The following is a 24654-nucleotide window of genomic DNA, read 5'->3' as shown; positions in this document are numbered from 1 at the left end:
AAGACCCGGGGGCCGGACGCCCCGGCCAGCACCTCGCGCGCCAGCAGGGCGGGGGTCGCGACCCCGGCGGGTGGGGCCGCGACCGCCGCCACCGTCACCGGCACCCCGGCCGCCCGCGTCACGTCCGCCACGATCCGGTCCAGCGGCAGGTCCTCTCCGGGCAACAGCGCCAGGCCGCCGTCCGGGGTGAGCGACGACAGCACCGGCTCCCGGCTGTGCCGCTCCAGCTCCACCCGCAGCCGCCGCAGCTTGCGCCGGGACGCCACCGCCGCGTCCACGTCCGGCAGCAGCTCGTCGGGGTGCGGCGGCACGTCCAGCGCCAGCACGACATAAGGCCCCTGCGCCTCAACGGTTCCCGCGAGCAGCCCGCTCAGCAACGTCGCCGCCGCCGAGCGTTCGTCGTCGAACATCGTCTGCCGCTCGTCGAGGTACCCGGCGCTCACCACCGGCGTCACGAGCTGCAGGTACCGCAGCGCCAGCGCGTTGAGCGCCAGCACGTCCTGGACCTCCTCCGGCCGCGCCTCGGGCACCAGCCGTTCCCAGACGACCTGGATGCCCACGTGGTACGCCGTGAGCACCACGTCGATCGGCACGCCCTCCTCGGCCCGCCGCGCCGCCGACTCGCGCAGGAACCGCAGCTCCTCTGCCGACGGCAACGCCCCCGAGTCGAGCACGGCCGCGAACGCGCGCAGGGCGTGCTCGGTGACCCGGTGGATGTCGCCGGAGAGCTCCTCCGCGGGCAGCTGGGCGTACGCCGGCACGCGTTCGACCAGCGACTCGACCACCTGCCGCACGAACGACGGCATCTCCGCGACGAGCCGCGCGGCGAGCGGGCGTCCACCGATCACGTAGGACATCCGCCGATTCTGGCCTAGATCTCCAGGACCGTGCCGTCCAACGGGACCTCCACCCCGGCCTCGCGCAGCTTCGCCGACTCGGGCGAGGCCGGGTCGAGCACCGGGTTGGTGTTGTTCAGGTGCGTGTAGATCCGCCGCACGGCCGGGAAGCGGCGCAGCTCGGGCAGGCTGGCCGTGATCGGCAGGTGCCCCATCGCGGCCTGCCCGGACGAGCTGCCGGTCGCCGATCCCATCTCCGACGCGGCGTAGAACGTGCCGTCCAGCAGCACGACCGAGGCATCGGCCACCACCTCGTCGAAACCGGGCGGCCACGACGCCAGGCAGGGCGCGTACACCAGCACACCGCCGGTGGCCGGGTCGTGGAACCTGTAGGCCACCACCCAGTGGCCGTCCACAGTGGACGAGCGGGCGTACTTCGGCCGCTTCCCGCTGATCGGGATCGCCGACACCCGCAGCCCGCCGAGTTCGAAGTCGCCGTCCACCTGCCGCCACGCCACGGGCGCGTACCCGTCGATCACCGAACGCAGGTCGAACTGGTCCTTCAGCGCGTGCAGCACCGGCCCCGGCGCCCACACCGTGAGACCGGCGCCTCCCCGCAACGTCAGCAGGCCGAGCGTGTGATCGAGTTCGGCATCCGTGAACAGCGCACCCCGAACCGGGGTCTCGCGCGGGCCGGGGCCGGGGTTCAGCACCGCGCACGCGGCGATCTGCGTGCGGATGTCCGGCGAGGCGTTGACCAGCCACCAGTCGGTGCCGTCGGCGCTGATCGCCAGGCAGTCCTGGGTGCGCGAAGGCAACTCGCCGGACCGGGCGCGGACGCACAACGCGCAGGCGCAGTTCCACTGCGGGAACCCGCCGCCGGCCGTCGTGCCGAGCAGAACCGCCTTCACCGCATCTTCCTCATCGCCATGGCCGGCACGTCCGCGGGCGCCATCTCGGTCTCCAGAATCAGGTCCACAGTGGAGCGTGCGGGCGACAGCGAGCACACCGGATCGGCCGCCGCCGCGTCCCCGGTCAGCTGGAACGCCTGGCAGCGGCACCCGCCGAAGTCGATCTCCTTGCGCGGGCACGACCGGCACGGGTCCTGCATCCAGTCGAAGCCGCGGAAGGCGTTGAACGACGGCGAGTCGTGCCAGATGTCGTGCAACGACGACGAAAGCACGTTCTCGATCTTCAGCGACGAGATCACCGAGGCGGCGGGGCAGGGGAGGACGTCCCCGTTCGGCGCCACGGTCAGCTGCCGCGCACCCCACCCGTACATGCACGGCTTCGGGTGCGCCTCGTGGTAGTCCGCGATGACGTAGACGATCTCCATCCGCCCGCGCAGCCGTTCCTGCGCGGCGGCCACGATCGAATCGGCCGCGGCGAGCTGTTCACGGGTCGGCAGCAGCACGGCCCGGTTGCGCAGCGCCCAGCCGTAGTACTGGGTGTTGGCGAGCTCCAGCCGTTCGGCGCCCATCTGCTCGGCCATCGCGATGAGGCCGGCGACGTTGTCGAGGTTCTGCCGGTGCAGCACCGTGTTCACGGTCAGCGGCAGACCCTCGTCCAGCACGAACGCCGCCGCCTCCACCTTGCGGTCGAACGCCTTGATGCCCGCGATCCGGTCGTTGCCCTCTCGGGTCGCGTCCTGCAACGAGAGCTGCACGTGGTCGACACCGAGCGAAGCCAACTCACGCAACCGGTCGCGGGACAGGCCGACCCCGGACGTGACGAGGTTGACGTAGCAGCCGAGGCTGTTCGCGTGCGCCACCAGTTCGGGCAGATCGGGCCGCAGCAACGGTTCGCCGCCCGACAGGTGGATCTGCAACGCGCCGAGCGACCGCGCCTGGTCGAACACCCGCCGCCAGTCCTCGGTCGACAGCTCGGCGTCCCGCCGCACCAGTTCGAGGGGGTTCGAGCAGTACCCGCACTGCAACGGGCACCGGTGCGTCAGTTCCGCCAGCAGTCCGAACGGCGCCTCAGCCATCGACGTCCACCACCCTCCGCTCGACCAGCCGTCGCACCAGCTCCGCCACGTCCGACGGCTCGACCCCGTCGTACTCGTCGGCCAGCACCACCGCGATGTCCCCGACGGACCGGGCGCCGTCGCACAGCGCCACCACGGAGGCGGCCGTCTCGTTCAGCACCAGCACGCCCTCGGGGAACAGCACGACGTGCGCTTCCCGGATCTGGTCGAACGTGCACTTCACCCCGCGCCGGATCCGCGGCACGGCGTCCAGCGCGGTCGTCATGGCTTTCCCTTGCCCGAGTAGTAGTCGACCGCGTCCAGCACGGCCCGCAGCACGTCGCACTTGAACGACAGCGCGGCCACCGCGTCGAGCTGCTGCTCCCGGGTCCGCGAGTGCTCCACCACGATGTCCAAAGTGGCCTGTCCCTCGCCCGCGACCGCCTGGATGCGGTTCGTGAAGTAGGCGAAGCCCTCCTCGGCGATCCACGGGTACTGCTCCCGCAACGCCGTCAAACGCTTGCGCATCAACGCACCCGAGAACATCTCGGTGAGCCCGGAGGCGATCCCGACGACCCACGGCCGGGTGCGCGCGAAGTTCACGTAGGCGTCGACGGCGAACCTCGTGCCGGGCAGCACGTGCCGTTCGTCGAGCACCTCCTCCCGCGTGAGCCCGACGGCCTCCGCGAGGCGGATCCAGTTCTCCGCACCGCCTTCTCCCGGCCGCGTGCCGTCGTGCCAGATGATCCGCTCACGCCACTGGCGGCGGACTTCCGGCGATGGGCAGTTGGACAGGATCGCGGCGTCCTTCTGCGCGATGCAGCGCTGGTAGTACCAGCGGTTCGCGGCCCACGCCTGCAGCTCGTGCTTGCTCAACCGGCCGGCGTGCATGCGCAGGTGGAACGGGTGACTGTCCCAGTACCGGGGTGCGAGGGCGCGCAGCTCGGCGACGAACTCCGCGGGTGCGACGGCAGACATGGGCGGAAACCTCCAGGAACGACGCGCGGAGCCGGGGTTCCCGGTAGCAGACCAGAAACCCCGGCGCGATGCCTGACGTCAGCTGCGAGCCGCGTAGGCGGTGACCTCCATCGGCGTCTCGAAGTCGCGGAAGTCGGGCTTCACCCACTCGCGCTTGACTTCGGGAAGCTTCGTCTCGGTGGTCGGCACGGCAACGTTCATGGCGCAACTCCTCGGTCTCCTGCTCGCACGTCCGAAGTCGTGCAAGCGCTTTCCGTGGGGGCGCGGCGGCGAACCACACGGTATGTCTTCGGAGCCTTCGAGGTCTAGACCGTACATAAAGTTACCTAAAGTCATCGGAGGGGTGACCCCAATGGCGGATGCGGCCCCGGCTACGCACCGTGGTTGTATCGAGAGGCCCCCAACCGCCCGAAAACTCCGATTCGGGCTCGCCGTCGCCGCACGACGCGAAAGCTGAGGGGTCACAGATGACTGCTCTTCGAAGCATCGGCGCACTCGCCCTCGCCGCGGGCCTGGCCGTGCCCGTGACGGCCCACGCCGCGGATGTCGGCGCGTTGGCCGTGAGGACCATCGCGAGCGGCTTCAACCAGGCCTGGAGCATCGACTTCCTGCCGGACGGGACCGGGATCTTCACGCAGAAGGACGCGAAGACCGTCTCGACGATCACCAAGGACGGCAAGGTCACCAAGGTCGGTGACATCCCCGGCGTCTCGGTGACCAAGGAGGCCGGTCTGCTCGGCATCGCCGTGTCGCCGACTTACGCCACCGACAAGACGCTTTTCCTGTACCACACCACGGGAAGCGACAACCGGATCGTCACGTGGAAGATCGGCGACTCCGCCACGAAACCGATCGTCACCGGCATGCCGCGCGGCAGCCAGTTCCACCACGGCGGCCGCATCAAGTTCGGCCCGGACGGCTTCCTCTACGCAGGCACCGGCGACGGTCAGAACGGCAACAACGCGCAGAACAAGAACTCCCTGGGAGGCAAGGTCCTCCGCGTCACCAAGGACGGCAAGGCCGCGCCCGGCAACCCGTTCAACTCGCTCGTCTACTCCTACGGCCACCGCAACGTCCAGGGTCTGACCTGGGTCGGCACCCAGCTCTACATCTCCGACATCGGCGCCAGCAAGGTCGACGAGCTCAACAAGATCGACGCCGGCAAGAACTACGGCTGGCCCACCTGTGAAGGCTCGTGCAGCACCTCCGGCATGACCAACCCGGTCAAGCAGTGGCCGACCTCGCAGGCCACGCCGTCCGGGCTCACCACGTACAAGGGTTCGCTGTACATGGCGTCGCTCAAGGGCGGCACGTTCAAGCTGAACACCAGCGGTGCGGGCGGCAAGATCTACACCAGCCTGGGCCGCACCCGGGACGAGGTCGCGGGCCCTGACGGGTCGCTCTGGATCATCACGCCCGGAGGCATCCACCTCGCCGACGGCAACTGAGCGTAGGCGACACACATCGGATGTCCTTGGCGAGGGGTAGCGAAGTGTGCTTGGGTAAATACGCCCTGCAACACCGCCGCCGCAGACTAATTCGAGCGGACCCTAAGGAGAGCACTCCATGCGTGCTCGTCGTATCGCAGCGGCGGCAGCCTGCACTGCCGTGGCCGCCACCCTGTGCGTGATGCCCGCTTCGGCCCAGGACGGGCCGTCCACGTTGGCCGAACGCACCCTCGCCACGAAGCTCGACATCCCGTGGGACATCGAGTTCCTGCCGGACGGCAGCGGGATCTTCACCGAACGGGACACCCGGAAGATCAAGAAGATCCAGGGCACGACCGTGACCGAGCTGGACACGGTCGAGCAGGCGCAGACGACGAACGGCGAGGGCGGCCTGCTCGGCCTCGCCGTCTCGAAGAGCTTCGCCACCGACAACTCGGTGTTCATCTACTACTCGACGGCCGGCGACAACCGCGTCGCCAAGCTCCAGCTCGGCGGCACCCCGCAGCCGATCGTCACCGGCATCCCCAAGAACCGCTACCACAACGGCGGCGGCCTCGAATGGGGTCCGGACGGCTTCCTGTGGGCCACCACGGGCGACGGCCAGAACACGGCCAACGCGCAGAACTGGAACTCGCTGGGCGGCAAGGTCCTCCGCTTCGACACCGCGGGCAAGCCCGCTGCCGGCAACCCTCGCGCCGGCAGCGTGGTCTACTCGATCGGCCACCGCAACGTCCAGGGCATCACGTGGATCGGCAACACCGCGTACGCCACGGAGTTCGGCAACAACTCGACCGACGAGCTCAACAAGATCGAGGCCGGCAAGAACTACGGCTGGCCGACGTGTGAGGGCAACTGCAACACCGCCGGCATGACCAACCCGGTCAAGACCTGGTCCACCAGCCAGGCCGGTCCCGCGGGCGTCGCCTTCTACAAGAACGCCCTCTACATCGGTGCCGTGACCGGAAAGCGCGTCTGGAAGATCCCGGTGAACGGCACGACGCTCGGCACCCCGCAGGCGGTGTTCACGAGCTACGGCCGGGTGCGCGCGGTGGCTCCGGCGCCGGACGGCACGCTGTGGCTGGGAACGTCCAATCAGGACGCCAACGGCTCACCGGGTGCCAACGACGACCGGATCATCTCCACCGACGGTTAGTTGCGGGCGGCAGGCATCCGGCGGAGCTGGTCCAGCACCGCCGGATCCTGCAGCTGCATCCACTGGATCACCTCTGTGTAGGTGGCGCACACCGTCTCCGGCTTGTCGCACACGAACTCCATGAACTGCTCCATCGCCGTGGAGAACGCGTTGCCGTTCCACTCGTTGAAGTGGTTGCCGACGACGATCGGCGCGCGGTTGCCGTTCAGCGCGGCCTGGTGCACCGACTTGTAGGTGTCGAGGACGATCTGCGCGAAGTCCGCGGCGCGTTCCGGCTGCTCCGTCGCCTTGTTGAGCGAGTACCAGAGGTTGAAGTCCATCATGACGACCTGCTTGCCCAGCCCCGGAACGCGCACCTCGGGCATCGGGAACTCGTACAGTCCGTTCTGGACGGTCGGCCACTGCACGCCGAGCGCGACCTTGCTGGTGTCGTAGACCAGTCCGTTCGCGGCCATCGCGGGGAAGGCCTGGTCCCAGTTGCCTTCCAGGCACGGCGTCCGTCCACCCCGGACGGCGTCGGCGGGCAGGTTGAGGCCGGCGGCGCGGGACTTGTCGACGATCTGCTTGAACTGGGCGAGCTCCGCGTTCCAGGCCGCGGTGTCCCACTTGTCGACCGACGGCTGCGTGCCGTTCGAGCAGAAGTGGCCGTTGTAGTGCGTGCCGATCTCGTGTCCGTCGGCGATCACCTGGTTCAGGTAGGCGATGCGGGCCGTGACGTCCTGCCTGCTGCCGCCGAAGTCGATGTCGGAGATGCCGCGCTTGAGGCCCGCCGGAGGCTGGTACTGGTTCTTGTCCGGGTCCGCCAGCATGTAGACGCCCGACAGCAGGCCGGTGACGTGCGCCTTCTTGGCCTTCGCGATCGGCAGGACCTTGTCCCAGTGCTGTTTCGACACCGCGCCGTCGAACGAGAAGAGGACGAACTGCGGCGGCTTCTCGCCGGGGCCGAGCTTGTGCATCCACGGCAGCGCCGCGATCTGCTCGGGCGTGGGCGCGGGCACCGTCGGCGCCGGTCCCGAGTCCTTGGGAGCGGGCAGTCTCGGTGCCATCGGCAACGGTCCTGAGTCAGCCTGGCCCGCCGGATCCTTGTTCGAACCGAGCGTGAACACCATCGCTAGAACCAGCCCCAGAGCCAGGCCCGTGGTCAACCATCCCCACCGTTTCACACTAAAGGAGACGACTGGTTACCCGAACGGGTTGCGCGAAGTGCGGGATTGGTCACTGAACGGGTTCGGCGATGACCACTCTGTTCGCCTCGTACCCCTGCTGACCACCGATCCACGTGCCGCCGCACGTGACGAGAACCAGCCGATGAGGGCCGCGCGGACCGAAGAACTCCAACGCGCGCGCAGGCAGCTCCTCCTTGCGCACGGTCTCGATCTGCTTGATGCGGAACTTGAACTCCTTGCCCGCGCTGTCGGCGATCACGACCTCACGGCCGTTCTGCGCCTGCCACAGCTCCGCGAACGGGCCCTTGGCGCCCTTCCAGTCGACGTGCCCGGCGAGCACCGTGGCGCCCTCCGCGCCCGCGAGCTCGGTGCCCCACCACGTCGCCTCGCCGATGCCGTCCGGCACCGGCAGCACGCCGTCCTTCACCTCCTTGCGCACGAGCGTCGCCGACCCGCCCGCGGGCAGCCGCACCGAACCCGGCCCTGCCTTGGGCGGCGCCGGTTGCTGCTGCTGCGGCGGAGGTTCGACGGGCTTGGCGTTGGCCGTGTTCGCCCCGCCGATCAACCCGGTGAGGTCAGGGCCGCGGCCGGTGCTCAGGCTGTCCGCCACCGGCCCCGGCCCGACCACCGGGATCTCGTCCGCGACCGCGTGCCCGCGCAGGACCTCGGTCTCGGACGTGCCGACCAGCGCGCCGGCGGCGGCGATGCCCGCCACCAGCGCGCCGGTCAGAAAAGCCTTGGGACTCACTGCCTGCGCCACACCAGGAAGCCTGCCAGCGCCGCACCGAGGAGCACCAGTCCACCCACGCCGAGCATCAGGCCCGGACGCAGCTGCGTGTCGAACGACGCGGTCGCGACCGGCGTCTGGCCGTCCGCACCGGCCGGGATCGTGCTGGGCACGACGGGCGTGTTCGGCTTGTTCACCAGTTCGAGCGCGAGCGTCTGGCCCGCCGCGACCGTGCCGCACGAGGACGGCGGCGCCTTCGGGTCGAAGAACTCCTCATAACCCTTGGGGGCGGCCACCTCGACGAGGCAGATCTCCTGCGGCGTGCGCAGGTCCGGCACCTCGACCGTGCCGTCGGGGCCGGTCTGCAGCACCAGCGGCTTGCCGTCCGTGCCGACGAGGTCCGTGTCGTCCTGCTTCTTCGCGGGCTTCGACTGGTCCTTCGCGGTGACGCGCAGCGCGACGCCCGCGATGGCCTTCTTGGTCTCCGAGTCGATCTTCGTGATCTTCACGGCGCCGGGCGCGGTCTTCGCGGTCGTGTTCGCGGCGGCGTTCAGCTTCTTCTCGCCCCCGGTCGTGACCATGCGCTGCATGTTCTCGGTCTGGATCGGGAAGTGCACGACCGGGCGGTCGGCGGGGGAGTCCGCGGCCACGGCGATCGAGGGCTTCTCGCCGGTCGCGATGACCTTGATCGTGGCGGGGCTGCCGTCGGCGCCGGTCTTGGCCGTGCCGCTGGTGGACCCGTCCGCGAGCTTCGCGTCGGTGAGCGTGAAGGTGATCGGGGCGTCCGTGACGCCCTTGTCGTTCGCCTTGAGCAGCGCCGCGGTCCAGGTGGACTCGGCACCGATGATCAGCGGTTCCTTCGGCGCGGTGGCGCTGAGCTTCCACGGGCCGCGGTTGGCCTCGGCGTCGGCCTTGATGCGCGCGACGGTGTCCATGACGGACTGCGGCAGGCGCGCGGCGTAGAAGGCGGAGTCGTAGGCGAGGAACTTCGCGTCGGTCGTGTCGAGCCGCACCGGACCGTCCACGACGGACGTCCACGTGTGCAGCAGGTGCGCGAGCGCCGCGGCCTCGTCCGGGGACTTCGTCGTGGAGTAGCGCAGCAGCAGGTAGGAGATGTTCGCCGCGATGTCCGGGGCGAGGTCCTTGCCCGCCTTGGTGCGCAGCGCGTCGCCTTCCTTGTACCCGACGTTGCTGTCAGGCGCGGGGAGCGCGTACTGCACGCACCACACCTGCTTGTCCTGCCAGATGTATGACCCGTGCCACTCGCTACCGGGTGTGGCGTTGGGCTGGAGCCCTGACGCGTTGTGGCCGATGCCCTTGACGCCGACAGCTGTCGCCGTCGCGGGAACGGTCAGGAGCGCGAGCCCCGAAACCATCGCCACGGCGGCCAGACGTTTCCAGCCCATGGTGAATCGTGATCCCCTCTGACCTGTGTTGATCCCGCGTGCGAGCTTGTCGGTACCCCAGATCGGGGACAAGCCGCCACGAGGGGGAAGTCTCTCGCTACTCTGGGTGTGATCGTGAATGGAATGTGACGGGGCTTACTCCCAACGAGGGTGACACGCCGCGACACGCCGTAGTCTCACTACGCTCCGGAGTTAGCGCAGTATTTGCGCACGTGTGATCGTCGTAGCGGGTAAAGTCGCCTTTACCGACGGGGAACATGACACCGGGCGTGCTCGTTGTATCCCGTGACGGCGTAAAGCAACGCCCCAGGAGGACCAGGTGCGCTCCAGCAGCAACCCGGCTTTCCGTAACCTGCCGACAGGCGGCGGTTACGGAGGCTACGCAGGCTTCGGCCAGCCAGACCAGGCTGGCTACCAGCAGGCCCCGCCGCCGCTGACCAGCGAGCGGCCGATGACGATCGACGACGTCGTCACCAAGACCGGCATCACCCTCGGCGTGGTCGCCGTGGGCGCGGTCGCCACGTTCGTGACCGGTCTCTACTTCCTCGCGTTCCCCGCGGCGATCGTCGGTCTCGTGCTCGCGCTGATCATCATGTTCAAGCGCAACCCGAGCCCGCCGCTCGTGATCGCGTACGCCGTCGCAGAGGGCATCTTCCTCGGCGGCATCAGCTACATCATCGGCAACGCGCTCGACCGCGTGGTGCCGGGCAACGGCATCGCCGTCATCGGCCAGGCCGTGATCGGCACGCTCGGCGTGTTCCTCGGCATGCTCGTGGTCTACAAGACCGGCGCTGTCCGCGTGACGCCGAAGTTCACCAAGTGGATCACCGGCGCCATCATCGGTGTCGGCGTCCTGATGCTGTTCAACTTCATCCTGAGCTTCTTCGGCTCCGGCGAAGGCCTCGGCATCCGCTCGGGCGGCCCGATCGCCATCATCTTCAGCCTCGTCTGCATCGGCCTCGCGGCGTTCAGCTTCCTGATCGACTTCGACGCCGCCGACCAGGCCATCCGCGCCGGCGTGCCGGCCAAGTACGCGTGGCAGATCGCGTTCGGTCTCACCGTCACCCTCGTGTGGCTGTACACCGAGATCCTGCGCCTGCTGTCGTACTTCAACTCGGACTGACGCTTCGGGTGTGCTGGAGGGCGCTTCGCTTCGGCGGGGCGCCCTTCGGCGTTTCTCGGGGGGAGACATGACGAAGAAGTTCGAAGAAGGCATGCGGCTGATGCGCCGCTCCGGGCAGGACGCGGAGGAGGGGTTCTCCCTGCTGCGGCAGCACGCGGCGGAGCACCTCGACGAGCTGATCGCGGCGTTCCGCGCGGAAGAGGACCACGGGGTGCGCTGCTGGCTGCTCGAACTGATCGGGGAGGCCCGGTCGCCCGAGGCGCTGCCGATCCTGGTCGAACACCTGGGCCACGAGGACGAGTCGTTCGCGAGCTGGGCCTTCACAGGTCTCCAGCAGCTCGACACGAAAGAAGCGCGCATCGCCCTCTACCGTCATCGCGCGAACAATGCGCACAACTGAGGGGGAATTCGTGGATTCCGCATATCGGCTCGTCATGGCACCGCCGTCGGTCGACGACTACCTGCGTTTGCGGCAGGAATCCGGACTGAGCGCGCGCACCCGGCAAGAAGCCGAAAACGGCATCAACGGTGCGTGGGCCAGCGCGATTGTCATTCACGTGGAATCAGGCGACGCCGTCGGCATGGGCCGCGTGCTCAGCGACGGCGGCTGGTACTTCCACGTCATCGACATGGCGGTGCTGCCGGACCATCAACGCAAAGGCATCGGCGACGCGATCCTCGCCGCGTTGCTCGATCGCATCAACGCGCACGCGCCCAACGCGTACGTCAACCTCTTGGCCGACCCGCCTGGCCGTCGTCTCTACGCACGACACGGGTTCGTGGAGAGCGCACCGGCGAGCATCGGCATGAAGCGCGTCTAGGCGCGCCAGCGCACGTCCGGCAGTTCGGTGCCCACCTTGATCAGGCAGTCCATGCAGAGCGCGCCCGCCTGCGCGCGCGAGACCCGTTCGTCCGGCACCGAATGTTCGCAAACAGCCTCGTAAAAGCTGCGCTCGGCGTCGGCTTGATCGAGGGAGAAAGCATGGCATTGCAGGTCATATTCGCTTTGCCACCACACGTAGGGCATGTCCGACCCCTCCTTACTCATCGGTAGGGACGGACTTCCCCTCGCCAGATGACGCCATTGGGCGACGATTCATCTCATCGGCAGAAAGGGGGCTTGCGAGTAGCTCCGTTCGGGTGAAGCGGAGCTACTTGCAAGCTTCAATTTGCAGATCTTGTCCGAAAACGAGCAAACGCTTAGCTCAGGCGTTCGATGACCATTGCCATGCCCTGGCCGCCACCCACGCACATCGTCTCCAGGCCGAACTGCTTGTCGTGGAACTGGAGCGAGTTGATCAGGGTCGTGGTGATGCGCGCGCCGGTCATGCCGAACGGGTGGCCGACGGCGATGGCGCCACCGTTCACGTTCAGCCGGTCCAGGTCGATGCCGAGGTCCTGGTAGGACGGGATGACCTGGGCGGCGAACGCCTCGTTGATCTCCACGAGGTCGATGTCCGAGATGGACAGGCCGGCGAGCGCGAGGGCGCGCTTCGAGGCCTCGACCGGGCCGAGGCCCATGATCTCCGGCGACAGGCCCGAGACGCCGGTCGACACGATGCGGGCCAGCGGCGTGATGCCGAGCTGCTGGGCCTTGGTGTCGGACATGATCACGAGGGCCGCGGCGCCGTCGTTGAGCGGGCAGCAGTTGCCGGCGTTGATGCGGCCGTCGGGGCGGAAGACCGGCTTCAGCTGGGAGACGGCCTCGTAGGTGACGCCGGCGCGCGGGCCGTCGTCGGACGAGACGACCGTGCCGTCGGGCAGCTCGACCGGGGTGATCTCGCGGGCCCAGAAGCCGTCGGCGATCGCCTTCTCGGCGAGGTTCTGCGAGCGGACGCCGAACTCGTCCATCTCCTGGCGCGAGACGCCCTTGAGCAGCGCCAGGTTCTCGGCGGTCTGGCCCATCGGGATGTAGACGTCCGGCACGACGTCCAGCGACCTCGGGTCGATCCACTCGGACGCGCCCGAGGCGGCGGTGGCGGCCGTGCGCGCCTCGGCGTCGCCGAACAACGGGTTGTGCGTGTCCGGCCACGAGTCGGAGCTGCCCTTGGCGAACCGCGACACGGCCTCGACGCCGGCGCTGATGAACACGTCGCCCTCGCCCGCCTTGATGGCGTGCAGCGCCATGCGCGTGGTCTGCAGCGACGACGCGCAGTAGCGGGTCACGGTCGTGCCGGGCAGGTTGTCGTAGCCCAGCAGCACGGACACGATGCGCGCCATGTTGAAGCCCTGCTCGCCGCCGGGCAGGCCGCAGCCGAGCATCAGGTCGTCGATCTGCGCGGGGTCGAGCTGCGGCACCTTGTCCAGCGCCGCGCGGATCATCCGCGCCACCAGGTCGTCGGGCCGAACGTCCTTCAGCGAGCCCTTGCCCGCGCGGCCGATGGGGGAGCGGGCAGCAGAGACGATCACGGCCTCAGGCATCACGAAACTCCTCGTTGAGAGTCAAGGTTGCCGTCGAGCCTAGTTAACGCCCGCTCACCCCGGCCAGCGCGAGTGACGAGAATTCCGAAACTCACGCGTGCCGCTTCAGCAGCCACGACGGCACGCGTGACGGCCGCACGGCCAGAGCCGCCGCCGACCGCAACGGCAGCACCGGCGCCACCCAGCCCGGGAACAGCCCGGCCACCTGGCACAACGGCGCCAGCAGCACGCCCGCCGCGGCCTCGTAGCCCGCCGCACTGGGGTGGAAGCGGTCCGAGCTGAACATGTCGATCCGCGCCAGGAACTCGGGCGCCAGCAGGTTCGCCAACGACACCGGCACGCCGTCCGCACGGCGCACCGCGGCGGTCTGCGCGGCCGCGAGCCGCAGGCTGTACCGGTGCCCGACCATCCGCAACGGCTGCGGGATCGGCCGCACCGTGCCCAGGTCGGGGCACGTGCCGACGACGACACCGCACCCGACGGCGCGCAGCTTGCGCACCTGCTCGGCCAGCAGCCGGGCCGACTCGGCGGTGCCCATCCGCGACGTCACGTCGTTCGCGCCGATGATGATCAACGCGACCTGCGGCGCGTCCAGCACGGCCGCGTCCACCTGAGGCACCAGGTCACGGGTGGTGGAGCCGCTCACCGCGTACGTCGAGAGGCGCACCGGCCGTTCGGCCTCCTCGGCGAGCGCCTGGGCCAGCAACACGCCCGGCATCTGCGAGGGATGGGTCACACCGACGCCCACCGCCATCGAGTCCCCGAGCACCGCGAACCGCAGCGGGTCGCGGCCGTCGTCGAGGTACACGCCGTCCGGCGCCGGCCAGAGGTGCTCCAGCACGCCGATCGCCACCCGAGCACGTTTGCCCTGCTGGGTGAGCAGTCCGACGAGCGCGCCCGACAGTCCTCCGAGCGTCGCCGCGGTCATCGCGGCCGCTCGCACCGTCCTCAGCCCGATCATCCGCACCACCCCTTTTCCTGTGAATCGTCGGCACCGCCGTTCGAATTAACCTCCGCAGCCACTAGAGCTAGGCTTCGTTCCGCTATCTCGGAGAGTGGAACAGGGGAGTAGATACCGGTGGAGTACGTCGAACACGTCGTCGATCTGGTCGGCAACACGCCGCTGGTCAAGCTCAACTCCCTGACCACGGGCATCAAGGCGACCGTGCTGGCCAAGGTCGAGTACCTGAACCCCGGCGGCAGCGTGAAGGACCGCATCGCGCTGCGCATGGTCGAGGCCGCGGAGAAGTCCGGCGCTTTGAAGCCGGGCGGCACCATCGTCGAGCCGACCTCGGGAAACACCGGCGTGGGCCTGGCTCTCGTGGCCCAGCGCAGGGGCTACAAGTGCGTCTTCGTCTGCCCGGACAAGGTCAGCGAGGACAAGCGCAACGTCCTCAAGGCGTACGGCGCCGAGGTCGTGGTGTGCCCGACGGCCGTCGCGCCCGAGCACCCCGACTCGTACTACAACGTCTCCGACCGCCTGGTCCGCGAGATCCCCGGCGCGTGGAAGCCCGACCAGTACTCCAACCCGGAGAACCCGGCGAGCCACTACCACCAGACCGGCCCCGAGATCTGGCGGCAGACCGAAGGAAAGATCACCCACTTCGTCGCGGGCGTCGGCACCGGCGGCACCATCTCCGGCACCGGCCGCTACCTCAAGGACATCTCGAACGGCGCGGTGCAGGTCATCGGCGCCGACCCGGAGGGTTCGGTCTACTCCGGCGGCACCGGCCGCCCGTACCTGGTCGAGGGCGTCGGCGAGGACTTCTGGCCCGAGGCGTACGACAAGACCGTCGCCGACCAGATCATCGAGGTCTCCGACGCCGACTCGTTCGACATCACCCGCCGCCTCGCCCGCGAGGAGGGCCTGCTCGTCGGCGGTTCCTGCGGCATGGCGGCCGCCGCGGCGCTGCGCATCGCGAAGGACCTGCCCGAGGACGCCGTCGTGGTCGTGATCCTCCCGGACGGCGGCCGCGGCTACCTGTCCAAGGTCTTCAACGACCGCTGGATGGCGTCCTACGGCTTCCTGCCGCCCGACTCGACCGGCGCGACCGTCGGCGACGTGCTCCGCCGCAAGGGCGGCATGCTGCCCGACCTCGTGCACGCCCACCCGAACGAGACCGTGGGTGACGCCGTCGCGATCCTGCGGGAGTTCGGCGTCTCGCAGATGCCGATCGTCAACGCCGAGCCGCCCATCATGGCCGCCGAGGTCGCGGGCGCGGTCAACGAGCGCGACCTGCTCGACGCGCTGTTCGCCGGCAAGGCGCAGCTGTCCGACCGTTTGGACAAGCACATGTCGCCGCCGCTGCCCACGCTCGGCGCGGGCGAGCCCGTCGGCATCGCGATGAGCGCCCTCTCGCACGCCGACGCCGCCCTCGTTCTGGAGGACGGCAAGCCTGCCGGTGTCGTAACTCGGCAGGACATTCTGGGGTTCTTGGCTGGTCGCTGAGCGTAGAACCCCGTGCGTCCGATAGCGTGACGCCCCAGATCAACACCTGTCTCACTCGTACACGGCCCAGCCAAGGGGGTTGGAAACCGGATGAACGCTCCGCAGCCGCCAGGAAATCCGTTCGGCGGTCAGCCGCAGGAGCCCAACGCGGACGCAACGCAGATCGTTCCGGGAGGTGGCCAGCCGGCAGCGGCGAACCCCAACCCGGACGCGACGCAGGTCGTCTCGCCAGGGCAGGCTCCCGCTGCACCGCAGCAGAACGCGGACGCCACCCAGGTCGTCAGCCCCGGGCAGGTGCCCCCGTCCTCGGGTGGCTTCCCTGCGCAGGGACCCGGCTCCGGCGGGTTCCCCGCCCAGCAGCCGCCGCCCGCGTACGGCGCTCCGCAGCAGCAGGCCTACGGCCAGCAGCCGCCGCCGCAGCAGCCGTACGGCGCACCGCAGTCCAACCCGTACGGCCAGCCCGCGGCCGGTGCCTACGGCGCCCCGCAGCAGCCCTACGGCGCTCCGCAGTCGAACCCGTACGGCCAGCCGGCCGCGGGTGCGTACGGTGCCCCGCAGGCCGGCGGCTACGGCCAGCCGGGCTACGGCATGGCCCCGATGCCGCCCACCGGCTACGCCGAGTGGGGCCCCCGCGCGGTCGCCGGTCTGATCGACTACGGCATCCCCGGCGTCGTCGGCTACCTGGTCTTCTTCGTGGTCGGCATGATCGCCGCGTCCACGGGTGACCCGAGCACGGCGGGCATCCTCAGCCTCGTCGGCATCGTCATCGGCTACGGCGGCATGCTCGGCTTCCTGATCTGGAACACCGTCCTCAAGGGCGGTTCCACGGGCCAGTCGATCGGCAAGAAGGTCGCCAAGATCAAGCTGATCAAGGAGGACACGCAGCAGCCGCCCGGCGGCGGCACCGCGTTCCTGCGCCTTCTGCTGAACTACGCGTTCGGTCTGCTCTGCGGCATCGGCTCGCTGATCAACTACCTGTCGCCGCTGTGGAACAAGCCGAAGAACGAGACCTACTCGGACAAGATCTGCGGCACGGTCGTCATCAACTGGCCGGACACCGCCGGCGGCGGCTACCCCGGTCAGGGCGGTGGCTACGGCCAGCCGCAGACCGGTGGCTACCCGCAGCAGCAGGCCCCGCAGGGCTACCCGCAGCAGCCTCAGCAGGGTGGCTACGGCCAGCCCCCGCAGCAGGGCTACGGCGGTCAGCAGCAGGGCTGGTAATCGCTTTTGACGCAGCCCCCGGTCACCCACGCGGTGGCCGGGGGCTGTTGCTTCCCCGGGCGTTCACCTGATGGACTAGGGGGATCCTCGGCCGGACGGGTGAGTACCCTTCGAACATGAGCACCCCCTACGGCTTCGCCACCAGGGCGATCCACGCCGGTCAGGACCCGGACCCGACCACGGGTGCGGTGAACGTCCCCATCTACGCGACCTCGACGTACGCCCAGGACGGCGTAGGAGGCCTGCGTGAGGGCTTCGAGTACTCGCGCACCGGCAACCCGACCCGCCGCGCCCTGGAGACGTGCCTCGCGTCCCTCGAACGCGGCACGTACGCCCGCGCGTTCTCCTCCGGCATGGGAGCGACCGACGCCGCGCTGCGCACGTTCCTCAAGCCCGGCGACCACATCGTCATCCCGAACGACGCCTACGGCGGCACGTTCCGCCTGATCGACAAGGTCTTCTCGCAGTGGGGCATCACCCACTCGCCGGCCCCGGTCTCCGATGTCGACGCGATCCGCGCGGCCGTCCGGCCCGAGACCAAGCTGATCTGGATCGAGACGCCCACCAACCCGCTGCTCAACATCGGCGACATCGCGGCCATCGCGTCGGTGGCGCACGAGTCGGGCGCTCGGCTGGTCGTCGACAACACCTTCGCGTCGCCGGCTCTGCAGACTCCGCTGGAGTTGGGTGCGGACGTGGTGCTGCACTCGACCACCAAGTACATCGGTGGGCACTCCGACGTGGTCGGGGGTGCGTTGATCACTTCAGATGCCGAGATCGATGCGGCGTTCGGGTTTTTGCAGAACGGTGCCGGTGCGGTGCCTGGGCCGTTTGACGCTTATCTGACGTTGCGCGGGATCAAGACGCTTGAGCTGCGGATGGAGAAGCACTCCGACAACGCTGAGCTGGTGGCTGAGGCTTTGGCTCGTCATCCGCGGGTGAAGAAGGTCATCTACCCCGGTCTTGAGTCGCATCCTGGGCATGCGGTTGCTGCCAAGCAGATGCGTCGGTTCGGCGGGATGGTGTCGTTCCTGGTTGAGGGGGGCGAGGCTGCGGCTTTGGAGGTTTGCGCTCGGACTCAGCTGTTCACGTTGGCTGAGTCGCTTGGTGGGGTGGAGTCGTTGATCGAGCATCCCGGGAAGATGACGCACGCTTCCACGTCCGGGTCGTTGCTGGAGGTGCCTGCGGATTTGGTGCGGGTGTCGGTGGGGATCGAGTCCGGGGACGACCTGGTTGCCGATCTGTTGGCGGCTTTGGGCTGAGGTTCGTGGTGGTTGCGTTGGGGTGCAAAGACAACCGCGGACGAGTGTTGGTTGCGTCATCGCCGCTGGCGCGTCGATAGAGATTGGGGCTTGACTTCGGGGCCCTTGCGAGGTGCTGGTCGGCCGGAAAAGGCCGGGCTGAAAAGCGCCCGGCCGAGCTCTCGAAGCTAGCACCTCGCACCCAAAGTCAAGCCCCAATCTCTTTGCAGCGTGGGCACGTTAGGCGGGCACGTCACGTCATTACCGGTTGACCGGAGCTAAGAGGGAAGGACGCCTCGCCTTCGGCATTGCGCTCGGGTCTTGGCCGGGCGCTCGGCTGCGCCATCGCGATGCTTGCGCTCTTACGGGCTCGCCTTCGGCTTCGCATCCCCTAAAGCCATCCTCACCCCGTCTTGCCTCACCCCGTCTTGCCTCACCCCGTCTTGCCTCACCCGTCTTGCCTCACCCCGTCTTGCCTCACCCGTCTTGCCCTTACCGCGTCCCGCGCGCTCAGTTCCCTCGCTCCGCCGGACTGTCAGACCCTCTGAGTACGTTGGGTTGCGGGGGATCCTGTGTGCGAGGGGACGCCTGCGCCAGCCTGCCCTGCCCCCAGACTCCGCCTCGCCCCCGCCTCGCTGGCCGCGCCGGCATCTTCCGCGCATGCGAAAGGCCCCCTCGCCGGTGGCGAGGGGGCCTTCGTCGTGCCTAAGGCTTCTTCGAGCCGAACCTGTCCACGTTCTCGGCCTCGGCCGTGGGCGCCGCCGGCAGGTCAGCGCCGTTCACGCAGCCGCCGACGAACTGGATCGCGTCGCCGGTGCGGACGAAGCGGCCGGCTTCGTCACAGCCCGCGTGCGCCACCGTCAGGAATGCCGCGCCGGTCAGTGCCACTGCCGTGGTCACGGCTCCGACCAGCGGAATCACCGCGGCCACGCGTCGTGCGAATGCCATGCCACCTCCAGACGATGTGAGTCCCCCGTGAGGCAGCCTACCGGTGGATCGGCCCTAGAGGTTGCCGCGTCGCTCCTGTTCGCGCTCGATCGCCTCGAAAAGTGCCTTGAAGTTGCCCTTGCCGAAGCCCAGGGAGCCGTGGCGCTCGATCATCTCGTAGAAGACGGTCGGGCGGTCGCCGATGGGCTTGGTGAAGATCTGCAGCAGGTAGCCGTCCTCGTCGCGGTCTACCAGGATGCGGTGCTCCTTGAGGACCTCGATCGGCACGCGGACCTCGCCGATGCGCGCACGCAGTGCGGGGTCGTCGTAGTAGGAGTCCGGGGTTTCGAGGAACTCGACGCCCGCGTCGCGCATGGCCGTGACGGTCGCGATGATGTCGTTGGTGGCCAGCGCGATGTGCTGGACGCCCGCGCCCTCGTAGAACTCCAGGTACTCGTCGATCTGCGACTTCTTCTTCGCGATCGCCGGCTCGTTCAGCGGGAACTTGACGCGGTGGTTGCCGTTGGAGACGACCTTCGACATCAGGGCCGAGTAGTCCGTGGCGATGTCGTCGCCGATGAACTCCGCCATGTTCACGAAGCCCATGACGCGGTTGTACCAGTCGACCCAGTAGTCCATCTTGCCGAGCTCGACGTTGCCGACGCAGTGGTCGACGGCCTGGAACAGGCGCTTCGGGGCGCCTTCCGGACGCTTCACGGTCGAGGTCCGTGCCACGTAACCCGGCAGGTAGATGCCGTTGTAGTGGGAGCGGTCCACGAGCGTGTGGCGGGTCTCGCCGTACGTCGCGATGGCCGCGAGACGCACCGTGCCGTGTTCGTCGGACACGTCGTGCGGCTCTTCCAGCACGGTCGCGCCCTGCTTGCGGGCGTGCTCGACGCACTGGTCGACGTTGCCGACCTCGAGGGCGAGGTCGACGACGCCGTCGCCGTGGCGGCGGTGGTGGTCGAGGAGGTCGGAACCGGGCGTGACGCCGCCGTGGATCACGAAGCGGGCCGAGCCCGACTTCAGCACGAACGACTTGTGGCTGCGCTGGCCGGTCTCGGGGCCCGCGTAGGCCACGAGCTCCATGCCGAACGCCACCTGGTAGAGCCACGCGGTCTGCGTGGCGTTACCCGCGACGAACACCACGGCGTCCATGGCGCGCACGGGGAAGGGGTCCTTGGTCGCGTCGTAGTCGACCAACCCCACGAGCTGCCGGAGCTGGTCGTAGCTCACGTCGTCAAGCTGCTGCGTCATGTCATTCAGCATGAATAGACCCGACATGATGAGCAACAGTCAGCGATTTCTCAGGGCAATTTGTATAGTGATCTATGCCCAACGATCAGCAGAGTGAGCACTCTGACCAGCCCGTGGACGAACTGGACGCGAAGCTGCTCCTGCTCTTGACGGACGAGCCCCGTCTGGGCGTCCTCGAATGCTCGCGCCGGCTGGGGGTCGCGCGCGGAACCGTGCAGGCCCGGCTGGATCGATTGACCGACCGGGGCGTGCTCACCGGGTTCCCGCCCGCGCTCGACCTGGGGGCGATGGGCTACGGGCTGACCGCGTTCGCGACCGTCGAGATCGCGCAGGGCCGCCGGGCCGAGGTGTGCGACGGGCTGGCCGCGATCCCCGAGGTGTGCGAGGTGCACGCGACGACGGGTCAGGGGGACCTGTTCGTGCGGATGGTCGCGCGGTCGAACTCCGACCTGCAGCGCGTCGTCGATCACATCGTGGACGTGCCGCACGTGAGAAGGCTCTCGACGTCGATCGCGCTGTCGACGCCGGTGCCCGGACGGGTGCGGCCGCTCCTGGAACGCGTGAAGGGCCGGCCACCGAAGTGACCGGCCCTTCACACGTTGGTGGGACTACGCCGAGTACGGCACCGCGGAGATCAGCGTGACCTTCTGCTGCTTGCCGTTGGGCAGCTCGTACGAGACGGTCTCGCCGTCCTTCGCGCCGTTCAGCGCCTTGCCGAGCGGGGACAGCGGGGAGTAGACCTCCATCTCGCCGTGCGCGCCCTCTTCGCGGGTGGCGAGGAGGAACGTCTCCGCCTCGTCGTCACCCTCGTAGCGAATGGTGAGCACCGTGCCCGGTGCCGCGACACCCTTCGTGGTGGGAGCCTCTCCGACCTTCGCGGCCTGGAGCAGTTCGTGCAGCTGGCGGATGCGCGCCTCCTGCTTGCCCTGCTCCTCGCGAGCCGCGTGGTAGCCGCCGTTCTCGCGGAGGTCGCCCTCTTCGCGACGAGCGTTGATCTCGGCAGCCATGACCGGGCGGTACGCGATCAGTTCGTCCAGCTCAGCCTTGAGCCGGTCGTAGGCCTCCTGGGTCAGCCAGGTCACCTGGGTGTCGCTCACGGTCACCAACTCCTCGTCTTGCTCTGGTACATGCGTGTGCACCAGATAGTTCCCGGGCCTGGGGCTCGGAACGGAAAAACACGGCCCGCGCCGGGGCCGTGCTTGAGCTGCAATAGTAACACGGAGACAACGTTCAGCGACGGCGATTTGTTCCCGAATCTCGCCGTTAAACCGCAGATCACCCGCTTGGCCGCTAGCTCGTGGACAAGTAGGCGGGAACCTGGTAGGAGCACCCGAACACTTCGCCGGTGACCGGCGGCTTCGAGGTGCGGAGAACTGTTGTCTCGATGACGACGTCATTTCCCGGCGGAACGAGAACTTCACGCCGACCTGCTTCGTCCCCGTCCTTGGATCGGGCCCGAATGATGCAGACGGCAGCGCGCTCCGGTTGATCGCGGGAAACCTCGAAACTGACCTTCACCTGGTCGTCGCCGAGGAGGATGAACGCGGTCTGCTTGGCCTCGATCGGTTTTGTGCCGAGATTTCGGTAACCGACGAAGGCGACAACGGCACCTATCGCGACCGCTACAGCGAGTAACGCCCACCGCGCCCACTTGGCCAGCGGTTTGCGGCTCTGCTTGCTGTAACGCCCCTCGGGGAGCACGCGCTGTGCCACTTGTCCGCGCCCTCCTCCGGCTCTGGGGAACAATGGTGCCCGACGTTCAGTTGATGAGTGTCGCAGGACCGTTCACACAGGAGGACCACGGGGGTCATGGCCGACAAGCTGCGCCTTATGGCAGTGCACGCACATCCCGACGACGAGTCGAGCAAGGGCGCGGCCTCGATGGCTCGCTACATCGCGGAAGGCCACGACGTGATGGTCGTGACCTGTACCGACGGTGGTGCGGGCAGCATCCTCAACCCGGCGATGGACAAGCCGGACGTGCTGGAGAACATCGTCGAGGTCCGCCGCGAGGAGATGGCCAACGCGGCCAAGATCCTCGGCATCCAGCACCGCTGGCTGGGCTTCAAGGACTCCGGTCTGCCCGAGGGCGACCCGCTCCCGCCGTTGCCCGAGGGCTGCTTCGCGCTCGTGCCGCTGGAGGAGTCGGTGCCGTCTCTGGTGGAGGCCATCCGCGACTTCCGCCCGCACGTCGTCGTCACCTACGACGAGAACGGCGGCTACCCGCACCCGGACCACATCCGCACGCACGAGATCTCGATGGCCGCCCTCGACGCGGCCGCCGACGCCTCGTTCAAGCCGGAGCTGGGCGAGGCCTGGGAGACCCAGAAGGTCTACTACGGCCACGGCTTCTCGCGCGCCAAGATCGTCGCGTTCCACGAGGCGATGGAGGCCCGCGGCATGGAGTCGCCGTACGGCGAGTGGCTCGCGAACTGGAGCACGGACCGCCCGGACGTCATGCAGCGCGTGACGACCCAGGTCGAGTGCGCCGAGTACTTCGACGTGCGCGACGAGGCGTTGAAGGCGCACGCCACCCAGATCGACCCGACCAGCCGCTGGTTCGGGATCCCGATGGAACTGCAGCGCGAGATCTGGCCGACGGAGGAGTACGAGCTCGTCCGCTCGCAGGTCGACTCGACGCTGCCGGAAACCGACCTGTTCGCCGGAGTTAAGGTCTAGGGGTGCTCTCCCCAGACTTCTCCCTCGGCAGCACGGTGGCGCTCGTCGCCGTGCAGCCGTCGAACACGAACGACACCGACAAGGGCGGCCAGGGCGAGGACTTCGGCAAGTCCTCCCCGGTCGGCCTCGTCCTGCTGATCGTCTTCTTCATCGCGGTGTTCTTCCTCGTCAAGTCGATGAACAAGCACATCAAGGGTCTGCCGGCGTCGTTCGACGAACCGGCCGAGCCCGCTGAGCCCGCGAAGGCCTCGGACACCGCGGCCGAGAAGAAGGACTAGTTCAGCCTGAGGTTCACCACGAAGTCGTGGACCTCCTCGAACGCGGGCGGTTCCAGCGGCAGGTCGCTGGTCTCCCGCGCCAGTCGCAGCTGCTCGTGCCAGTGCGCGACGTCGGCCTCCAGCCGTTCGGGGCTCGGCCTGTTCTGGACACCCGCCAGCGCGCGGTGCTCGCCGAGGATCTTCGCCTCGACGAGTTCCGGCAGGTAGGCGGGGCCGTCGAGCAGGTCGACGAGCGTGGGCAGGTGCGCGTTCACCTCGCCCGTGCGCAGCAGGTGCACGCCCGTGAGCAACGCACGGAACGTGTACAGCAGCGGCTTGATCTCGCCGGTCTTCTCGAACAGCCGCCACTGCGTGATGGCGAACCCGCGGTAGTGGTGCCCGTGTCGTGACGTGAGGCACCCCTTCGCCAGTGCTGCCAGCTCCTCGTGCGCGTTCGTCGTGTGCACGACCAACGGCGAGAGCAACTGTTCGAGCACATAGCCGTTGGGGCGCGTCAGGAGACGGCAGAACTTCTGCACGTCGTGCGTGACGAGGTCGATCTCCACCCCGTCGCGGACCCACATCCGCTCCTTCGTCTCCGGCCCGTGCCGCAGCCCGAGGACCTCCGCGAGCGGCAGCACGTGCACGCCGCGCAGGTCCACGTCCGAGTCCCGCGACGGGAAGCCGTACAGGTGCGCGCCGGAGACGGTCGCGAACAGCAGGTCGTGCGACTGCTCGGCGACCACCGCGCTCAGGTCCGGAACCTCGTAGCTCACAACATCCTCCTGCGCACCGACACGACCCAGTCCTCCACCCGCGCCCGGTCCGGGTCCTCCGGCAGCGGGCCTTTCGCTTCCGCGATCTCGTCACCCAGCCTGTGCGCCCACGCGACGGCGTCGTCCCATGGCATCTCCTCGCGGCGGATCTTGAGGAGCTCGCGGTCCGCCGTGATGTCGTATCGGCCCGTGCGCAGCAGGTTGAGACCCACGAGCCGGAGCCGCACGACGTGCATGAGCTGTTTGGGCTTGAGGTTGCGCCCCGCGCGCGACAGCTGCATCTCCGTCGCGCGCGTGAACGCCCGCACGGCGTACTGGGAGAGGAACGCGGGCAACAGTTCCCTGAGCTCCTCGCCCATCGGCGTGCTGATCTCGGTGAGCGGGCTCACCAGCGTCTCGAGCACCGTGGGGTTCGACTTCAAGCCCAGCTTGCAGAAGTGCTCGACCTCCCAGCTGAGCAGCTCCGGTTCGGGACCCTCGACGCTCGTCGGCGGTTTCTCGAACCGCCAGAACGCTTCCGTGGGCGCGACGAACACCCCACGTCTGTCTACATCGGATTGTTCGCTCGCGAGTCCGTAGGCGTGCGAGCCGATGACGACCTGGAGGATCATGACACCTCCTTG

29 protein-coding genes are annotated in these 24654 nt (G+C 68.6%); 11 read left to right on the top strand and 18 right to left on the bottom strand.

Annotation, left to right across the window (positions count from 1 at the left end):
• The 6 genes from ACFWNN_RS14695 to pqqA form a co-directional block, all read right to left on the bottom strand.
• Positions 1–857, bottom strand: an 857-nt coding sequence (locus tag ACFWNN_RS14695; RefSeq protein ID WP_382440396.1) for a transcriptional regulator, incomplete at its 3' end; no start/stop codon positions are given.
• A gap of 14 nt (positions 858–871) precedes the next feature.
• Entirely contained in the window at positions 872–1747 is an 876-nt protein-coding gene (gene pqqB, locus ACFWNN_RS14690; protein ID WP_382440395.1) for a pyrroloquinoline quinone biosynthesis protein PqqB, read from the bottom strand.
• A complete protein-coding gene (gene pqqE, locus ACFWNN_RS14685; protein ID WP_382440394.1) occupies positions 1744–2823 on the bottom strand; it encodes a pyrroloquinoline quinone biosynthesis protein PqqE in 1080 nt (359 codons plus the stop codon). Before pqqE ends, pqqB begins: the two co-directional genes overlap by 4 nt.
• Entirely contained in the window at positions 2816–3088 is a 273-nt protein-coding gene (pqqD, locus tag ACFWNN_RS14680; protein WP_382440393.1) for a pyrroloquinoline quinone biosynthesis peptide chaperone PqqD, read from the bottom strand. The genes pqqE and pqqD overlap by 8 nt, the downstream gene beginning before the upstream one ends.
• Positions 3085–3780, bottom strand: coding sequence for a pyrroloquinoline-quinone synthase PqqC (gene pqqC, locus ACFWNN_RS14675; RefSeq protein ID WP_382440392.1), 696 nt, complete (start codon positions 3778–3780; stop codon positions 3085–3087). The genes pqqD and pqqC overlap by 4 nt, the downstream gene beginning before the upstream one ends.
• 78 nt (positions 3781–3858) lie before the next feature.
• Complete coding sequence (gene pqqA / locus ACFWNN_RS14670; protein WP_063757028.1) at positions 3859–3981, bottom strand: pyrroloquinoline quinone precursor peptide PqqA; 123 nt, start codon at positions 3979–3981, stop codon at positions 3859–3861.
• Positions 3982–4247: 266 nt separating this feature from the next.
• Here pqqA and ACFWNN_RS14665 point away from each other — a divergent pair, with 266 nt between their 5' ends.
• Together ACFWNN_RS14665 and ACFWNN_RS14660 are read left to right on the top strand one after the other, a co-directional pair.
• Complete coding sequence (locus ACFWNN_RS14665) at positions 4248–5228, top strand: PQQ-dependent sugar dehydrogenase (RefSeq protein ID WP_382440391.1); 981 nt, start codon at positions 4248–4250, stop codon at positions 5226–5228.
• A gap of 160 nt (positions 5229–5388) precedes the next feature.
• On the top strand, positions 5389–6381 hold the full coding sequence (locus ACFWNN_RS14660) for a PQQ-dependent sugar dehydrogenase (RefSeq protein ID WP_382440390.1): 993 nt from the start codon (positions 5389–5391) through the stop codon (positions 6379–6381).
• On the opposite strand, the gene ACFWNN_RS14655 is transcribed toward ACFWNN_RS14660, so the two are convergent.
• From ACFWNN_RS14655 to ACFWNN_RS14645, 3 genes are all read right to left on the bottom strand, one after another.
• Entirely contained in the window at positions 6378–7427 is a 1050-nt protein-coding gene (locus tag ACFWNN_RS14655; RefSeq protein ID WP_382440389.1) for a polysaccharide deacetylase, read from the bottom strand. The two genes, ACFWNN_RS14660 and ACFWNN_RS14655, sit on opposite strands and share 4 nt — an antisense overlap.
• Before the next feature lie 169 nt (positions 7428–7596).
• A complete protein-coding gene (locus ACFWNN_RS14650; protein ID WP_382440388.1) occupies positions 7597–8307 on the bottom strand; it encodes a class F sortase in 711 nt (236 codons plus the stop codon).
• The gene (locus ACFWNN_RS14645; RefSeq protein WP_382440387.1) at positions 8292–9680 is read right to left on the bottom strand and encodes a collagen binding domain-containing protein; all 1389 of its coding nucleotides are present in this window, start codon (positions 9678–9680) and stop codon (positions 8292–8294) included. Before ACFWNN_RS14645 ends, ACFWNN_RS14650 begins: the two co-directional genes overlap by 16 nt.
• A 319-nt stretch (positions 9681–9999) precedes the next feature.
• On the opposite strand from ACFWNN_RS14645, the gene ACFWNN_RS14640 reads away from it, so the two are divergent.
• The 3 genes from ACFWNN_RS14640 (at position 10000) to ACFWNN_RS14630 (ending at position 11624) form a co-directional block, all read left to right on the top strand.
• On the top strand, positions 10000–10803 hold the full coding sequence (locus tag ACFWNN_RS14640) for a Bax inhibitor-1/YccA family protein (RefSeq protein ID WP_382440386.1): 804 nt from the start codon (positions 10000–10002) through the stop codon (positions 10801–10803).
• Positions 10804–10870: 67 nt separating this feature from the next.
• Positions 10871–11203 carry a HEAT repeat domain-containing protein gene (locus ACFWNN_RS14635; protein ID WP_382440385.1) on the top strand — a complete coding sequence of 111 codons (333 nt, stop codon included), beginning with the start codon at positions 10871–10873 and terminating at the stop codon, positions 11201–11203.
• Positions 11204–11237: 34 nt separating this feature from the next.
• Positions 11238–11624 (top strand): GNAT family N-acetyltransferase, encoded by a 387-nt coding sequence (locus tag ACFWNN_RS14630; RefSeq protein WP_382440384.1) that lies wholly within the window; start codon positions 11238–11240, stop codon positions 11622–11624.
• Here the strand turns inward: ACFWNN_RS14630 and ACFWNN_RS14625 are convergent.
• The 3 genes from ACFWNN_RS14625 to ACFWNN_RS14615 form a co-directional block, all read right to left on the bottom strand.
• Positions 11621–11830, bottom strand: coding sequence for a hypothetical protein (locus tag ACFWNN_RS14625; RefSeq protein WP_382440383.1), 210 nt, complete (start codon positions 11828–11830; stop codon positions 11621–11623). The genes ACFWNN_RS14630 and ACFWNN_RS14625 overlap by 4 nt on opposite strands.
• Positions 11831–12003: 173 nt before the next feature.
• Positions 12004–13224, bottom strand: coding sequence for an acetyl-CoA C-acetyltransferase (locus ACFWNN_RS14620; protein ID WP_382440382.1), 1221 nt, complete (start codon positions 13222–13224; stop codon positions 12004–12006).
• Between the two features lie 91 nt (positions 13225–13315).
• Positions 13316–14185 carry an SGNH/GDSL hydrolase family protein gene (locus ACFWNN_RS14615; protein ID WP_382440381.1) on the bottom strand — a complete coding sequence of 290 codons (870 nt, stop codon included), beginning with the start codon at positions 14183–14185 and terminating at the stop codon, positions 13316–13318.
• Between the two features lie 117 nt (positions 14186–14302).
• Here ACFWNN_RS14615 and ACFWNN_RS14610 point away from each other — a divergent pair, with 117 nt between their 5' ends.
• The 3 genes from ACFWNN_RS14610 to ACFWNN_RS14600 all read left to right on the top strand — a co-directional run bounded on the left by ACFWNN_RS14610 (position 14303) and on the right by ACFWNN_RS14600 (position 18156).
• A complete protein-coding gene (locus ACFWNN_RS14610) occupies positions 14303–15673 on the top strand; it encodes a cystathionine beta-synthase (RefSeq protein ID WP_382440380.1) in 1371 nt (456 codons plus the stop codon).
• Positions 15674–15763: 90 nt separating this feature from the next.
• Complete coding sequence (locus ACFWNN_RS14605) at positions 15764–16894, top strand: RDD family protein (protein WP_382440379.1); 1131 nt, start codon at positions 15764–15766, stop codon at positions 16892–16894.
• Between the two features lie 116 nt (positions 16895–17010).
• Positions 17011–18156, top strand: coding sequence for a cystathionine gamma-synthase (locus tag ACFWNN_RS14600; RefSeq protein ID WP_382440378.1), 1146 nt, complete (start codon positions 17011–17013; stop codon positions 18154–18156).
• 684 nt (positions 18157–18840) lie between these two features.
• Here the strand turns inward: ACFWNN_RS14600 and ACFWNN_RS14595 are convergent.
• Together ACFWNN_RS14595 and hppD are read right to left on the bottom strand one after the other, a co-directional pair.
• Entirely contained in the window at positions 18841–19083 is a 243-nt protein-coding gene (locus ACFWNN_RS14595; RefSeq protein WP_285643564.1) for a hypothetical protein, read from the bottom strand.
• Positions 19084–19137: 54 nt separating this feature from the next.
• Positions 19138–20319 carry a 4-hydroxyphenylpyruvate dioxygenase gene (gene hppD, locus ACFWNN_RS14590; RefSeq protein ID WP_382440377.1) on the bottom strand — a complete coding sequence of 394 codons (1182 nt, stop codon included), beginning with the start codon at positions 20317–20319 and terminating at the stop codon, positions 19138–19140.
• A 74-nt stretch (positions 20320–20393) separates the two neighbouring features.
• Between hppD and ACFWNN_RS14585 the strand changes: the two genes are divergently transcribed.
• Positions 20394–20903: an Lrp/AsnC family transcriptional regulator gene (locus tag ACFWNN_RS14585; RefSeq protein WP_382440376.1), complete on the top strand. Its 510-nt coding sequence runs from the start codon at positions 20394–20396 to the stop codon at positions 20901–20903.
• 24 nt (positions 20904–20927) lie between these two features.
• Here ACFWNN_RS14585 and greA read toward each other — a convergent pair whose 3' ends face one another.
• Together greA and ACFWNN_RS14575 are read right to left on the bottom strand one after the other, a co-directional pair.
• Entirely contained in the window at positions 20928–21422 is a 495-nt protein-coding gene (gene greA, locus ACFWNN_RS14580) for a transcription elongation factor GreA (protein WP_363776731.1), read from the bottom strand.
• A gap of 187 nt (positions 21423–21609) precedes the next feature.
• Positions 21610–22032 carry a DUF4307 domain-containing protein gene (locus ACFWNN_RS14575; RefSeq protein WP_382440375.1) on the bottom strand — a complete coding sequence of 141 codons (423 nt, stop codon included), beginning with the start codon at positions 22030–22032 and terminating at the stop codon, positions 21610–21612.
• 96 nt (positions 22033–22128) lie between these two features.
• Here ACFWNN_RS14575 and mca point away from each other — a divergent pair, with 96 nt between their 5' ends.
• Both mca and ACFWNN_RS14565 read left to right on the top strand, forming a co-directional pair.
• Positions 22129–22998: a mycothiol conjugate amidase Mca gene (gene mca, locus ACFWNN_RS14570; RefSeq protein WP_382440374.1), complete on the top strand. Its 870-nt coding sequence runs from the start codon at positions 22129–22131 to the stop codon at positions 22996–22998.
• Between the two features lie 2 nt (positions 22999–23000).
• Positions 23001–23276 (top strand): hypothetical protein, encoded by a 276-nt coding sequence (locus ACFWNN_RS14565; RefSeq protein ID WP_382440373.1) that lies wholly within the window; start codon positions 23001–23003, stop codon positions 23274–23276.
• Here the strand turns inward: ACFWNN_RS14565 and ACFWNN_RS14560 are convergent.
• Together ACFWNN_RS14560 and ACFWNN_RS14555 are read right to left on the bottom strand one after the other, a co-directional pair.
• Positions 23273–24031, bottom strand: coding sequence for a DNA polymerase beta superfamily protein (locus ACFWNN_RS14560; protein ID WP_382440372.1), 759 nt, complete (start codon positions 24029–24031; stop codon positions 23273–23275). The two genes, ACFWNN_RS14565 and ACFWNN_RS14560, sit on opposite strands and share 4 nt — an antisense overlap.
• Positions 24028–24642 (bottom strand): DNA polymerase beta superfamily protein, encoded by a 615-nt coding sequence (locus ACFWNN_RS14555; RefSeq protein ID WP_382440371.1) that lies wholly within the window; start codon positions 24640–24642, stop codon positions 24028–24030. Before ACFWNN_RS14555 ends, ACFWNN_RS14560 begins: the two co-directional genes overlap by 4 nt.
• Positions 24643–24654 lie beyond the last annotated feature (12 nt).

The organism is Lentzea sp. NPDC058450 (assembly GCF_042721395.1).
In the GTDB taxonomy this organism is placed as follows: domain Bacteria; phylum Actinomycetota; class Actinomycetes; order Mycobacteriales; family Pseudonocardiaceae; genus Lentzea.
This window is presented reverse-complemented; position numbering and strand designations above follow the sequence as displayed.